Source organism: bacterium, assembly GCA_021372615.1.
GTDB lineage: Bacteria > Armatimonadota > Zipacnadia > Zipacnadales > UBA11051 > JAJFUB01.
This window is the reverse complement of sequence record JAJFUB010000040.1, coordinates 42,638-55,071: the sequence shown is the minus strand read 5'-3', so window position 1 is coordinate 55,071 and position 12,434 is coordinate 42,638. Positions and strand designations below refer to the sequence as shown.

12 protein-coding genes are annotated in these 12,434 nt (G+C 68.5%); 6 read left to right on the top strand and 6 right to left on the bottom strand.

The window, feature by feature from the left end:
- Window positions 1-32: 32 nt before the first annotated feature.
- From LLH23_06630 to LLH23_06615, 4 genes are all read right to left on the bottom strand, one after another.
- Complete coding sequence (locus tag LLH23_06630) at window positions 33-734, bottom strand: flavodoxin family protein (GenBank protein ID MCE5238151.1); 702 nt, start codon at window positions 732-734, stop codon at window positions 33-35.
- A gap of 67 nt (window positions 735-801) precedes the next feature.
- Window positions 802-1,923 carry a Gfo/Idh/MocA family oxidoreductase gene (locus LLH23_06625; GenBank protein ID MCE5238150.1) on the bottom strand — a complete coding sequence of 374 codons (1,122 nt, stop codon included), beginning with the start codon at window positions 1,921-1,923 and terminating at the stop codon, window positions 802-804.
- 88 nt (window positions 1,924-2,011) lie between these two features.
- Window positions 2,012-3,670 (bottom strand): hypothetical protein, encoded by a 1,659-nt coding sequence (locus LLH23_06620; protein MCE5238149.1) that lies wholly within the window; start codon window positions 3,668-3,670, stop codon window positions 2,012-2,014.
- Between the two features lie 240 nt (window positions 3,671-3,910).
- The gene (locus LLH23_06615) at window positions 3,911-5,116 is read right to left on the bottom strand and encodes a Gfo/Idh/MocA family oxidoreductase (protein MCE5238148.1); all 1,206 of its coding nucleotides are present in this window, start codon (window positions 5,114-5,116) and stop codon (window positions 3,911-3,913) included.
- A 203-nt stretch (window positions 5,117-5,319) separates the two neighbouring features.
- On the opposite strand from LLH23_06615, the gene LLH23_06610 reads away from it, so the two are divergent.
- Genes LLH23_06610 through LLH23_06600 form a run of 3 tightly spaced genes read left to right on the top strand, consistent with a single transcriptional unit; the run spans window position 5,320 to window position 8,689 of the window.
- Complete coding sequence (locus tag LLH23_06610) at window positions 5,320-6,330, top strand: flippase-like domain-containing protein (protein ID MCE5238147.1); 1,011 nt, start codon at window positions 5,320-5,322, stop codon at window positions 6,328-6,330.
- Window positions 6,327-7,025: a phosphatase PAP2 family protein gene (locus LLH23_06605; GenBank protein MCE5238146.1), complete on the top strand. Its 699-nt coding sequence runs from the start codon at window positions 6,327-6,329 to the stop codon at window positions 7,023-7,025. The genes LLH23_06610 and LLH23_06605 overlap by 4 nt, the downstream gene beginning before the upstream one ends.
- The gene (locus tag LLH23_06600; GenBank protein MCE5238145.1) at window positions 7,022-8,689 is read left to right on the top strand and encodes a glycosyltransferase family 39 protein; all 1,668 of its coding nucleotides are present in this window, start codon (window positions 7,022-7,024) and stop codon (window positions 8,687-8,689) included. The genes LLH23_06605 and LLH23_06600 overlap by 4 nt, the downstream gene beginning before the upstream one ends.
- On the opposite strand, the gene LLH23_06595 is transcribed toward LLH23_06600, so the two are convergent.
- The gene (locus LLH23_06595) at window positions 8,659-9,069 is read right to left on the bottom strand and encodes a PIN domain-containing protein (protein ID MCE5238144.1); all 411 of its coding nucleotides are present in this window, start codon (window positions 9,067-9,069) and stop codon (window positions 8,659-8,661) included. The two genes, LLH23_06600 and LLH23_06595, sit on opposite strands and share 31 nt — an antisense overlap.
- Window positions 9,066-9,305, bottom strand: coding sequence for a hypothetical protein (locus tag LLH23_06590; protein MCE5238143.1), 240 nt, complete (start codon window positions 9,303-9,305; stop codon window positions 9,066-9,068). Before LLH23_06590 ends, LLH23_06595 begins: the two co-directional genes overlap by 4 nt.
- A gap of 79 nt (window positions 9,306-9,384) precedes the next feature.
- Between LLH23_06590 and tsaE the strand changes: the two genes are divergently transcribed.
- The 3 genes from tsaE to tsaD are packed head-to-tail and all read left to right on the top strand — an operon-like array spanning window position 9,385 to window position 12,276.
- Window positions 9,385-9,858, top strand: coding sequence for a tRNA (adenosine(37)-N6)-threonylcarbamoyltransferase complex ATPase subunit type 1 TsaE (gene tsaE, locus LLH23_06585; GenBank protein MCE5238142.1), 474 nt, complete (start codon window positions 9,385-9,387; stop codon window positions 9,856-9,858).
- Window positions 9,846-11,180 carry a tRNA (adenosine(37)-N6)-threonylcarbamoyltransferase complex dimerization subunit type 1 TsaB gene (gene tsaB / locus LLH23_06580; GenBank protein ID MCE5238141.1) on the top strand — a complete coding sequence of 445 codons (1,335 nt, stop codon included), beginning with the start codon at window positions 9,846-9,848 and terminating at the stop codon, window positions 11,178-11,180. The genes tsaE and tsaB overlap by 13 nt, the downstream gene beginning before the upstream one ends.
- On the top strand, window positions 11,170-12,276 hold the full coding sequence (gene tsaD / locus LLH23_06575; GenBank protein MCE5238140.1) for a tRNA (adenosine(37)-N6)-threonylcarbamoyltransferase complex transferase subunit TsaD: 1,107 nt from the start codon (window positions 11,170-11,172) through the stop codon (window positions 12,274-12,276). The genes tsaB and tsaD overlap by 11 nt, the downstream gene beginning before the upstream one ends.
- Window positions 12,277-12,434 lie beyond the last annotated feature (158 nt).

The window sequence follows — 12,434 nt, the reverse complement described above, 5'->3', positions numbered from 1 at the left end:
CCTTTGTCACACGGTGGGAGTGCGTGTCCGTCCTACCACGACCGGTTGGCGGCCTTCAGATAGGCCTCCTGGCTCATCAGCGGCGCGGCGACCGCGCCCTCGGTCTCCGGCGACACCCGGCCCTCGCCGACCAGCTCGTGCGCTGCCCGCTTGAGGGCGCGAACGACCTTGCTCTTGGCCGGCACGACCCCCGGCATGGCGGCGAAGGCATACGCATGGGGGCGCAGCAGCTTCCCGGCGCAGCGGGCGCCCGCGGTGCGGCAGAAGGTCTCGGTCCAGGTGGCCAGCACGTCGAAGTGCTCGACCTCCCAGAAGCCGCACACCGACACGAGCAGCATCGAGCGGATCATGTCGGCCCCCGTGCCCTCGCGGGGCAGGTGGCGGCACTCGCCCTCCACGATCTCGATCTGCGGGCTGGCGAGCGGGATGGTGCGGTCGAGGATGGCCTTCATCGGCGCGGGCATGTGGAACACATAGAGGGGCACGCCGAGCACGAGCACATCGGCCGCCGCCATCTTGGGCAGCAGCCAGCGCATGTCGTCCTCGATGACGCAGTCCCCGCGCGCCTTCCAGCACGCGTAACACCCGCGGCAGGGCTGCACGTCCAGATCGGCGACGAACTGCGTCTCCACACTGGCGCCCAGCTTCTGCGCCTCGTCCACGAAGGGCTGCAGGACCTTGTGCGTGTTGCCCTGATCGCGGTTAGGGCTGCCGTTGAGGACCAGGAGGTTCATGGGCTACTCCGTTCGGTGTCTCGCGCCCCCCGGTAGCGTCACGGGTGTCGCACTTCATCCCCTCACATCACAGGCTGACCGGCTGCCCGGTCTCGGTGCTCTGCATGATGGCCTCGATCAGCTCCATCGCGCGCAGGCCATCCACAAGTGTCGCAGCCGGCGCGACCTGCCCCAGCACAGCGCGCGCGAAATGCTGCAGCTCGCCGTGGTAGCCGCGCGTGTAGTGCCCGCCGGCAGTCCAGCCCGACAGGTTGCCCGACACGTAGTAGCGGCTGCCCCAGCCGGCAGTGTCCACGCCGGGGGCGTCGGCGAAGCGGCTCTGGCCGGACATGACTTGCACTTCGCGCGAGGCATCAATGAGCATCGCCGCGCCCTTGCCGCTCAGGTACACCTGCTCGAAGCAGTCGCGCCATGTGACCGAGGAGTTCATGTTGAGCTGGCCCACGACGCCATTGACGAAGCGGAAGCTGATCGACAGCGCCTGGACGGCGCTGCCCGCGGGCGAGCGATGGCAGAAGACCTCGGCCACATCACCGGCGAAGAACCGCGCGAGGTCGAGCATGTGGATGGCATTGAACAGCAGCATCCGGCGGATCTCGGTGTACGGGCCGGAGCCGTGGATCATCGCCAGTGAGTTCAGACCGCCGAAGATGTCTCCCACAGTGCCGGCGCCCCCTTCCGCAGTAGCGCGGGCGGCCTCGCCCGCGCGCGCAGGCGAGCCGCCTGCGCTACTGGCGTTGGGGGCGGAGCCGCGGTCAATCAGCTCCCTCGCCACGACATTGGCCGGGGCGACGCGCTTCATGAAGGCGACCATGCCCCACACGCCGCTGGCCTCCGCGGCCTGCACCAGTTCGGCAGCCTCGGCGGCGGTGAACGCCGGGGGCTTCTCAGTGAACAAGGGCACCCCGGCCCGCAGCACCTGCAGCCCAACCGCATGGTGCATGTCGGGCATGCCACAGATGCACACCCCCTCCGGCTTCACTTCGGCGAGCATCGTGGCGACATCCGTGAACCACTGCGGTGCCCCGTACAGGTGCGCGGCCCGCTCTGCCTTCTCCGCGTCCAGGTCGCACACGCCCACGAGGTCGAACTCGGGGATGTGAGCGATATTGGGGTAGAGCGACTCGGTCGAGTGATTGCCCGCGCCGACGAAGGCGATGCGGGCGGAGGGGCCAGACACCGTGATCATATGGTTCCTCCCTCGGCAGGGCTGTGATTGCGATACGAGCTACAGTCCGCATCCCGCCGACTCGGATGAGGCAGCAACCGCGCCGAACTCACCATGGCCAGATAGCCCCTAGCACGCCCCGAACCCAGTGCCTAACAGCCATCGCGCGGCGCGCCATCCAGAACGCTATCGCCTCGCTCCTGTATGCTCCCGGCGTATCCGTCATCAGACTGCGCAGGACCTGATCGGATTCCTTCGCGGCGTCCTTCGCTTCCTCCCATCGCCCACAGGCCTCCAGCACGACGGCCTGGTTGTTCAGTGCGATGGCAAGCCCGTGTCGGTGAAGGTGCTCGTTCAGGGATGCAAGTCGTCTTCGCACGGCGACCGCATCACCGGACGCATCCGCCGCTTCTCCATCCCTATTCAGCATCCATAGGGCGTGGGCCCGAACGCTGAGAGCGTTCGCATAGTCCTCAAGATAACAGTTCGGCAGAGCCGCATCCAGACGCTTGAAGATCGCGACCGAACGGGTAGCACAATCCAGAGCACGCTTGGCACGGAACGTGAGGTTGAGGCATTCCGCCCGGTTATACAGGACAAGCGCCAGCTCGCGTCCGTACCCGATCTCGTCACTGTCCGCTAAGGGTAGCAGCATCCTCTCAGCCTCACCAAAGCGGCTCTCCGCCAGCACCGCCAGATGCAGGCCTGTGAGCGTATTGCCCATGTCATTCAGTGTCATGGCGATCTCGGGCGCCATCACGCTCGGCGCCCCCGATTGCAGTGCGCGCTGCATCTTGAGCGCACGTCGGTGCTCCAAGTAGGCAGCGAGGGCGTAGCCTAGGTTCCCGAGGATGTTGCCGCGGTTGTTGACGAAGTGGGCGAGTTCGTACCGGACATCGTTGCCGTCCTTCTGCATGCGCTGCAGAATGGCCACAGCCATGTCGAAGTCGGTCTTCGAGTCCCTTAGCTGTCCTAGCCGCCACTGAAGTATAGCTCGGTTCGAGTACGATGTGGCCAGCAGGTGTGTGGCTTCGGGTTCCTCCAGCGAGGTACCGCGGAATAGCTGAGCGATCGCTGTGTCGAACCTCCTCAGTGCCAAGTCAGGTCGCGACAGCATGTCATAGCACACGCCAGACAACACGGTGGCTCGGGCATCATCCGGACCAAGGCGTCGGGCTTCTTCTGCGTGCTCCGCGGCGACGTCCCACTGACCGCAGTCGGCTTCAGCGCTGGCCACCTGCATGAGCAGAAGACGGCGGAGCATGGGATCGCGTGCGTTGTCTGCAGCTGGGAGGCCGCTCGCGCCCATTGCCGCCGCGCCGCGCATATCTCCCTGAAAGGCAAGAAGGGAAGAGTGTTGGAGGCTCAACATGGCCTCCAGAAAGTAGCGACCTTGTTGTGTAGCCGCTGCCGCTGGCAGCTCAGAGAGCCTGCGGCGGGCATTGCGCAAGCTCGCTTCGGCCCCGTGGAGCCTGCCTTGGGTGATCAGTACGCCGCTCTTGAGGATGTCTTCCTCAACCGCGTCAAGCAGCGCCTGCGTCGCGCCGCTGGGTGGGGCATGGCTGCGGGCCTTCGCGATGATCTCCCTCTGGGTCGGGCGGGTCTCGGGCTCACGCGTCTGAGGATCCGTCGCGAGTCTGCTGATGGTGCGATCGATGTCCTTGAGGCGGCTCTCAATCCGCTCAATGTCGCCACGTTGAGCGCGGCCGACCCCGGGGACCACGAGTTCGTGCACCAAGCCGAGGATCACCAGAATGAGTGCGACCAAGAGGCCAGCCATCACATTCAGAGACAGTGTTCGACGCGTCTCCTGACTGCGGCCGCCCTCCCGCCCGCCTCCGGCGGCAGTCGAAGCGGAGCCAGCGGCTAGCCCGCCGCCTCGGCCCTGGCCTCGCGTACCGCCACGCTCGCGCGGAGCCTGAGTTCGCTTCTTGCTCTTCGGCCTCTTGTTCTGGCGCCTCTTGTGTGCCACTGACGGCCTTCCCCTCGATGCGATGGACCGCCAGTCCTAGATCTTCCAGAACTCATCGATCGGTTTCTGGTAGGCGTTCACCTTCCCGCTCGCCACGTCCGCTACGCTGACCCACTTGCCGGCTGCGGCCGACTCGTAGAGCGAGTAGCAGACGGCCTTGGCCATCATGCCATCATAGCCGGTGACTTCCGGCTGGCGGCCCTTGTCTATCGCGTCCACGAAGTCCCACGTCTCGTTGCTCATGCCGTCGCCCAGGCCGTACGGGAAGAGCTTCTCCTGCTGCTTGGGCTTCAGGCTGGCCATGTACTGCTTCTCGATCTCTTCGTACGCCAGCTCGTTGCCGTCGTTGTCCACGAAGTCGGCGCCGAACTGGAAGGGGTGCATCCACTCCTGCTTGTCGCGCAGCGAGCCCTTGGAGCCGTAGTACACGCCGGTGCGGGTCTTGTGGCCCCGGGCCTCGCGGCAGTAGCCCCAGTCGGCGATGAAGCCGCTCTCGAAGCGGAGCTGCGCCAGCCACGTGTCCTCGACATCCAGTTTCTTCTTGCCGATCCCCAGCGGGCCGTTGAGGGTCGGCTGGAAGAAGGTGCGCAGGTCGCACGTGACTTCCTTCACCGGGCCAAAGACGTGGAGCATCATGTCGGTGAAGTGCGCGCCGGCGTCCACGAGCATCCCGCCGCCGCCCAGGAGCTTCAGCCCGCGCCACGCGAAGGCGTAGGCGGTCCAGTCGAACTGCTGGTAGCCGAACACCTGCATGGTCATGAAGCGCGGAGCGCCCATCATCTTCTGCTTGTTGATGGCCCACTCCATCGCCCGCGCGGGCTTGCAGCGGCGGACCTGCTCGGCGGTGGCCACGAACGCCCCGGACTTCTCCGACGCCGCCAGGATCTTGTGGCTGGCCTTGATCGTGATGCCGCAGGGCTTTTCGATCATGACCGGGATGCCCTGCTTCAGGCAGGGGATTGCGTTGACATGGTGCATGGCGTGGGGCGAGCAGATGTCCACCCCGTCAATCGGGCCGGCCTTGAGCATCTCCTCGACGGTGGCGAAGCCCGGCGGCACATCGCCGGTCAGCTCATTGATGCGCGTCTGGAACTTCTCGACATTGGCCGGGTTCGGGTCCACCAGGGCGGCGAAGCGGAAGCGGTCGTAGCCGGCCTTGATGAGGTTGGTGTAGCCGTTCAGGTGCGCGCCGGCAATGCCGCCGCAACCGACGATGGCCAGGTTGATGATGCTCTTGCTCATGGAAGTCTCCTTGGTGGGTGTCGCGTGGGCGCATCCGGGACGTCCGCGCCCGCGCGTTGCTGACTCGGCGCTCGTCGGCGGAGGGTTCCCCCTTTGCTCGTCATCCCCTCCACGCGCCCCGGATTCCGCACTGGCCCCATCTCGGCCCCGGCCGCCGGGCTTCTGGTCTTCCGCCCGCGAATCTGCTACACTCCTCGCCGACTATGACGAAGGACACCTCCGGTCGGAAACGCCCTCTTCTCCTCCTGGTACGTCTCCTGGCCACGCTGCTGCTCGTCGGCATCGTGCTGCGCGCCGTGCCGCTGGGTGAGACGTGGACAGCGCTGCGCGAGCTGATCCCCGCGTGGGTAGCCTGGGCGCTCGTGGTGGAACTGGCCGTGCGGGTCATCTCCATCCTGCGCTGGCACCTGCTGCTCCCGCCGGCCGGCGTGCGCCTCCCCTTCGCCGAGACCCTGCGGCTGGGCTTCATCGCCCTGTTTTACAACAACTTCATGCCCTCGACCGTCGGCGGCGATGTGGCCAAGTCGTATCTGGCCGTGCGCGGGGGCCAGGGCACCACGGCGACTGTGGTGGCCTCGGTGGTGGTGGATCGCGCGGTGGTTGGCTGGGGCTCACTGGTGGTCTTCGGGCTCGTCATCGGCGCCTTCGTGGACTTCCCGCCCTTCCGCTACACGATGCTCATCCTGCTCGGCGGCGGGGCGCTGGCCGCAGTGACGACAGTGCTGCTGGCGCGACGCCAGGTCTCGGCCGCGGGCGCCCAGCCCTCCGGCACGGTCGCCCGACTGGCGCGCAAAGTCGTGGACAAGCTCATCGAGGTGTCCAGCGCGCTGCTGCAGTACCGCCACCACCGGGGCAGCCTGGCCGCCTCGTGGCTGGTGTCGTGTGTGGGCATCATGGGCACGGGTCTGGCGGTGCAGTACTGGTGCGCGGCGCTGGGGCACCCCTTGCCCATCCTGCGCATGGTGGCCGTGGCGGTCATTCTGAAGATCACCGGCATCGTGCCGGTCAGCATCGGCAACATCGGCTGGACCGAGGGAGCGACGCTGCTCCTGTTGCAGTGGGCCGGGATCCCGCAATCGGCGGCCCTGGCGGTGGGGGTGTTGCAGCGTGTGGCGGGCATTGCCCTGAGTCTGATCGGCGCGGGGCTGCAGTTCTGGCAGCCGCCGGACGCGCCCGCGCCACCTGCCGCCGACGAAGGAGCGCCCCCGCTGTGAGCCAGGAGACCGCGCCCACCCGCCCGTGCTGCCGCTGCCCGTGGCTATGCCTGTGGCTGCTGGGCCTGGTCGCGCTGCCGGCCATCTGGCTCTGGGTGGACCCGTATACGCTGCAGATACAGCACGCCCTGCAGACCAACGCGGCCTTCAAGGCGGCCCTGCCCTTCATCAAGCCCCTGGGCAAGCTCGACAAGCAGGTGATCGCGCTCCTGCTGGTCTACGGGGTCGGGCTGCTGCTGCGTCGGCGGCTGGCTCACCGGTGGCTGGCGCTGACTCTGGGCTGTCTGCTGGCCACGGGCATCGTCGTGAACGCCACGAAGCTCACGGTGCGCCGGGAGCGCCCGAAGTACGAATACCGCCTCGTGCCCCTGGATGGCCCCGACGCCCGACCCTCGGGTAACCGCTACCGCTCGTTCCCGTCCGCCGACACGGCCTCGGTCTTTGCGATCGCGACCGTGGCCCTGGCCTTCGTGCCGGGGGCCAGCGTGCCGGTCTTCTTCGTCGGGGTGCTGGTGGGGTTGTCCCGCATTGCGGTGGGCATGCACCACCCGGCTGACGTGTGGGGGGCGCTGCTGATGGCCACCGGGGCCTCGGCGCTGGTGCTGCGCCGCTGGCGGCCGCGTCCAGAGGTTCAGGCGCCTGGTGATGGGGCGCCCGTTCCGGCCGACCCCGGCGGGGAGAGCGGCTCGCCGTGAGCGCCGCGCGCCGCGCCACACTGCTTGTCTTCCTGGTAGCCTGCCTCGTCTACGGCTTCGGCCTCGGCAGCTTCGGCCTGATCGCCCGCGGCGAGCCACGCTATGCCGCCGTGGCCCGCGGGATGCTGCGCAGCGGCGACTTCGTCACCCCGCGCCTCAACGGCCTGACCTACCTGGACAAGCCCCCGCTGCTGCACTGGATGGACGCGGCCAGCATGGCCCTGTTCGGCGAGACCGAGGGGGCCTTCCGGCTGCCCACGATGCTGTGCGCGGCCCTGTGCACGGCGCTGGTGTATGGGATGGCCCGGCGGGTGTTCGGCCCGCGCGAGGCGCTCTGCAGCACCGTCGTGCTCGGCTCCAGTCTGCTGTGGTTCTGCATGGCCCGCCATGCGCGGTTTGACATGCCGCTGGCGGCGGTGATCACCGGGGCCCTCTGGTGCTGCTGGTGGGCGTCCGAGGGCGGGCGCGAGCGTCGCTTGGGGTATGTGGGCGCCGCCGGCCTGCTGGGTTTGGGCATGCTGACCAAGGGGCCGATCGCGCTGGTGCTGGTGAGCGTGCCCTTCCTGCTGGCGCTGGCGTTGACGCGACGGCTCGGGGCCCTGCGGCATGTGCCATGGGCGCTGTGCCTCGGCCTGTTCCTGGTGCTGACCGTACCGTGGTACTGGGCCTGCGAGCGGGCCAACCCGGGCTATCTGGCGTTCTTCTTCGGCCACGAAAACGCCTGGCGCCTCACGCGCCAGGCGCCGGTCCGGCAGCCGTGGTGGCACACGATCGCCTTCTTGCTCGGCGGCATCCTGCCGTGGACGCTATGCGTCCCCGGGGTGGTGCGACGGGCCTGGCGCGACCTGCGCCGCCCGGGCGAAGCGGCGGGGCGCCTCACGTTGCTGCTGGGCCTGTGCGTGCTGACCACCATCGCCGTCTACATCCCGCCGCCAGTGAAGTTCATCCAGTACATCATCCCGGCGGTGCCGGCGGTGGCGCTGCTGATCGGGCGACATCTGGCCGGCCCCGGCCGTGAGGGGCGCTGGAGCTTGCTGTCCTCCGGCGCTCTGGCGTTGCTGTTTGGGGCGGGGGTCGGTGTCTTCGGCCAGCGTCTCTTCCCGCAGGCCGGGCTGCCGGCGGGGGTGATGACCCCGGTGTGGGCGGGCTGTTTGCTGGTCGGGGGGATTGTGGTGCTGGCAGCGGCTGCGACGGACCGGCGCGACCTAGCGTGTGTGGCACTGGCGGCAGCCCTCATCGTGCCGCTGCACGTCACCTACGGCTTTGTGGGCAAGGCCCCGCCGCATGTCATCACCGAGCAGCCCGTCCTGGCCGCGGCGGCGGACCATGCGGCCCCGGGCGAGGCCCTGGTATGCTATGGCTACACCCCGCCCTCGGCCTTGTACTACTACCCGTACGGCGTCATGTCGGTGGGCGACCCGGTGTCGGAGTACGACTACCCGGGCAACATGGGGCATACCGAAGGCAAGTGGGTCCCGTTCGCGCGGGAGGCCGAGGTGCTGACGACCGCGCCGGCCAAGCTCGGCCTGGCGAGGCCGACCTACTGGCGGCAGGTGCAGGCGCGTTGGCCGCGCCACGTACGGCTGCTGGAGGAATGCCCGCCGTATGTGATCTTCGAGACAGTGCCGACGGCTCAGGTGGGTGGCAACGGCGGAAGCTCATAGCCGCGCTCGGTGAAGTGCTCATCGCAGGCCAGCGCGTAGTTGATGCCCAGACGCCGCATGATCTCGAGGCTGAGGTTGTCCACAAGCGACAGATGGCGCCGGTTGGCTGCCAGCGTGGCAGTGACGGCGAGGTCATGCAGCTCGTCGTCCACCCAGACGATCTGGACGATCCGCCGGACCTCCGTCTGTAGACGCTGCACCCACTGCATGCCCAGGCGGCGCTGGAGCAATGCAGCCGCTTCCAGCAGGACGTAGTTCGTGGTCACTAGCTGGGCATCCGCTGCGAGCAGAGCTGCCCAAAGCGGGGCGATCACATCATGGGCCTCGTCATCAGTGTCGTAGTACGCGAAGATGGCCGAAGTGTCCACAAACGTGGTCAAGACCGGTACGCCTCCTCGAGGTAGTCATCGTGTCGGCGCGAGATGTCAGAATGCCCTGAGTGCCCGCTGCCAGCCGACGCCAGGAAACGCCGCACCGCATCGGCGCGGTCCGGCTCAGTGGACTTGCGCAGGCCGTCGTCAATGAAGTCACGAACCAGCTTCGCGACGGACGCCTGGCGGCGCAGGGCTAGGTCACGCAGGCGCTGGTGTTGCTCTGTCGTTAGCTGTATCTGCATGCGTGTCACGTGGACCACCTTCTAGGAGCGTCTGGTGCCATCATGATAGCATAAGTGATGGCATTGCACAACACAAACCATGCTCACCCTCACCACAACCTGCCCCGAAGCCACACGACGGCTCGGCGAGTGCCTGGCCGGCGCGCTCGGCGTCGGTGATGTCATTGCGCTCAACGGGGAGTTGGGCGCCGGCAAGACCGTGTTCGTGCAGGGCCTGGCGGCCGGCCTGGGCGCGGTCGGGCGTGTCACGTCGCCCACGTTCGTCATCATGCGTCGCCACCAGACCGCTCCTCCCGGCTCCGCGCCCTTGCTGTATCATGTGGATGCCTACCGCCTGACCAGTGGTGACGAACTGCTCGACATGGGGCTGGACGACTGGCTTGCCGATGGAGCCGTCGCGATCGAGTGGGCGGCCAATGTGGCCGACGCCCTGCCTCCCGACCACCTGGAGATTGACTGCCGCCATGTCGACGACGCGCGCGTGCTGACCGTGCTGGCCCACGGGCCCCGCGCGCGGGAATTGCTGGAGCACTTGCGCCAATGCGGGTACTAGCGCTGGAGACCTCCGAGTATGTGAGCAGCATCGCGCTGTGGGATGACGGCGTCATCACCGGCGAGAGCTTCCCCAGCCGCATGGACCTGTGCGAGAAGCTGACCGCGCGGATCGCGGCGCTGCCGGGCGTGAAGAGCGCGCAGGGCTGGGCCCTCGACGCGATCGCCGTTTCCCGGGGCCCCGGCTCCTTCACCGGCCTGCGTGTCGGCATGGCCACCGCCAAGGCCTTGGCCCATGTGCTGGGCCTGCCGCTGGTGGGCGTGCCCACTCAGGAGGCCATCGCCGCCGCGGCCGAGGTGGGGGAGGGGGAGCGTCTGCTGGTGCTGCAGCAGGCGCGGCGGGGCCATGTCTATGCCGGGCTGTGGGCCCGGTCCGCGGGCGGCGCCCGCGAGCTGTCGGCCCCGCGCGTCGTGGCAGTGGAGGAACTGCCCGACCTGCTAGACGGCATCCGGCACATCATCGGCCCGGCCACGGACGCGCTGGGAGACATGGTCTCCTCCCTGCCGAGTGGTCTGATCGTCTGCCAGACACACCCCCGAGCGGCCGAGGTGGCCCACCTGGCCGCAGCGCGCGTGGAGGAGGCGGACCCGCGCGCGGCCTTCACGCTGCAACCGCTGTACCTCCTCGCCTCGCAGGCGGAGCGGATGCGGAACATGGACCTGGCGCGGGGTCTGTCCCCGGAGGGGGCTGACCCCATGGCGGGCGCGTGTGCTGACGGGGTCAGCCCCCTGCAGAGCGGCGGCGCCGCTCCTCCGGGGACAGACCCCTCCGTCGGGACAGGCCCCTCTCGGCGGCGGCTGCGGATCCGGCGCGCCCATCTTGACGACCTCCCCGACGTCGTCCGCATCGAGAACGCGAGCTTCTCCAGCCCGTGGTCTGAGCAGTCGCTCCGCGAGGAGCTGAGCGGGCGGCTGGGCAGCCACTTCTTCGTGGCTGAGGTGGAGGACCGGCTCGCCGGCTACATCGGCACCTGGATGTTCGCGGGCGAAGCGCACATCTGCACCATCGCCGTAGACCCGCAGTACCGGCGGGGGGGCCTGGGCGAGATCCTGATGCTCACCATGCTGCAGCAGGCCCGCGAGTACGGCAACCCCTACGCCATCCTGGAGTACCGCGTCAGCAACTACGGGGCCGCGGCGCTGTACGCCAAGCTGGGCTTTGAGTACCTGCATCGCCGCCGCGGGTACTACCAGGACACCAACGAGGACGCGATCATCGTCGCCATCCCCGACCTGGAGGCCCCATCGCAGATCGAGCGGCTGCAGGAAGCCTACGACCGCTGGCTGGAACGTCACGACTATGAGCTATGCCTTGAAGTCTGAACTGGTCCTCGCCGTCGAGACCTCATGTGACGACACGGCGGCGGCCGTCGTGGCCGGCGGGCGGCGCGTGCTGTCCTCGCATGTCGCCTCCCAGGAGGAGATCCACGCCCTCTTCGGCGGCGTCGTGCCCGAGGTGGCGTCCCGCAAGCATGTGGAGGCCATCACGCATGTCGTCCAGGCGGCGCTGGATGAGGCCGGGGTGACGTGGGATGACCTCGGGGGCCTGGCGGTCACGAACGGGCCGGGGCTGATCGGCTCGCTGCTCGTGGGCGTCAGCGCCCAGAAGGCCTACTGTCTGGCCACGGGCCTGCCGCTGGTGGGCGTCAACCATCTAGATGCCCACGTGAACTCGAACTTCTGCGACCTATCGGGCCGGCTAGTAGCCGGCCCCTCCGAGGGGGCGCCCGAGGACTTCCCGGCGCTCTGCCTGATCGTCTCGGGGGGCCACAGCGACCTCGTGCTGTTGCGCTCGCGCGCTGAGATGGAGCTGCTTGGCTGCACCCGCGACGATGCCGCCGGGGAGGCACTCGACAAGGCGGCACGCGTGCTGGAGTTGGGCTATCCCGGTGGCCCCGCGATGCAGGCGGCAGCGGAGCACGGCGAAGCTCGGTTCGACCTGCCCCGCCCGGTCATCGAGGGCTCCCTGGACTACTCCTTCTCGGGGCTGAAGACGGCGCTGCTGCGGCTGGTGGAGCAGCTACGCCAGGCAGGCGAACTTCCGGTCGCGGACCTGGCGGCCTCGTACCAGGAGGCAGTGGTGGACACGCTGGTGCGGAACGTGCGGAAGGCGGCCGCTGAACCCCTCTCCGGCGCGGCCGCACCGCGCGGGAGAGGGGCAGGGGTGAGGAGCCGTTCGGAGGCCGAGCCGGCCGATAGCGGCCTCCGCCAGATCCTCCTCTGCGGCGGGGTCGCGGCCAACAAGCTCCTGCGCGAGCGCCTCTCGCAGCTTGGCGAGGAACTGGGCCTCCCCGTGCGCTATCCGCCTCTCAAGCTCTGCACCGACAACGCGGCGATGGTCGGGGCGGCGGGCTGGGCGAAGCTGATCGCAGGTGAGCACGACAACCTGGCCCTCGACGTCTACTCCGCCCAGCCGTAGGACCGCCGGCTTCCAGCCGGCAGCCGTTGGAGCGCGGCTCTCCAGAGCCGCCCGCCGTTGGACCGCGGGCTTTCCAGCCCGTTGCCTCCGCAGGTCCTCCCTCCCCCCACACCGAACCTCCGGCCATCCACCGTCCCCTGCCACGGAGGCCGCCAGCC

Coding starts and splice junctions, on each gene's coding strand:
- LLH23_06630 (MCE5238151.1), bottom strand. CDS start 734: ATGAACCTCCTGGTCCTCAACGGCAGCCCTAACCGCGATCAGGGCAAC.
- LLH23_06625 (MCE5238150.1), bottom strand. CDS start 1,923: ATGATCACGGTGTCTGGCCCCTCCGCCCGCATCGCCTTCGTCGGCGCG.
- LLH23_06615 (MCE5238148.1), bottom strand. CDS start 5,116: ATGAGCAAGAGCATCATCAACCTGGCCATCGTCGGTTGCGGCGGCATT.
- LLH23_06610 (MCE5238147.1), top strand. CDS start 5,320: ATGACGAAGGACACCTCCGGTCGGAAACGCCCTCTTCTCCTCCTGGTA.
- LLH23_06590 (MCE5238143.1), bottom strand. CDS start 9,305: ATGCAGATACAGCTAACGACAGAGCAACACCAGCGCCTGCGTGACCTA.
- tsaE (MCE5238142.1), top strand. CDS start 9,385: ATGCTCACCCTCACCACAACCTGCCCCGAAGCCACACGACGGCTCGGC.
- tsaB (MCE5238141.1), top strand. CDS start 9,846: ATGCGGGTACTAGCGCTGGAGACCTCCGAGTATGTGAGCAGCATCGCG.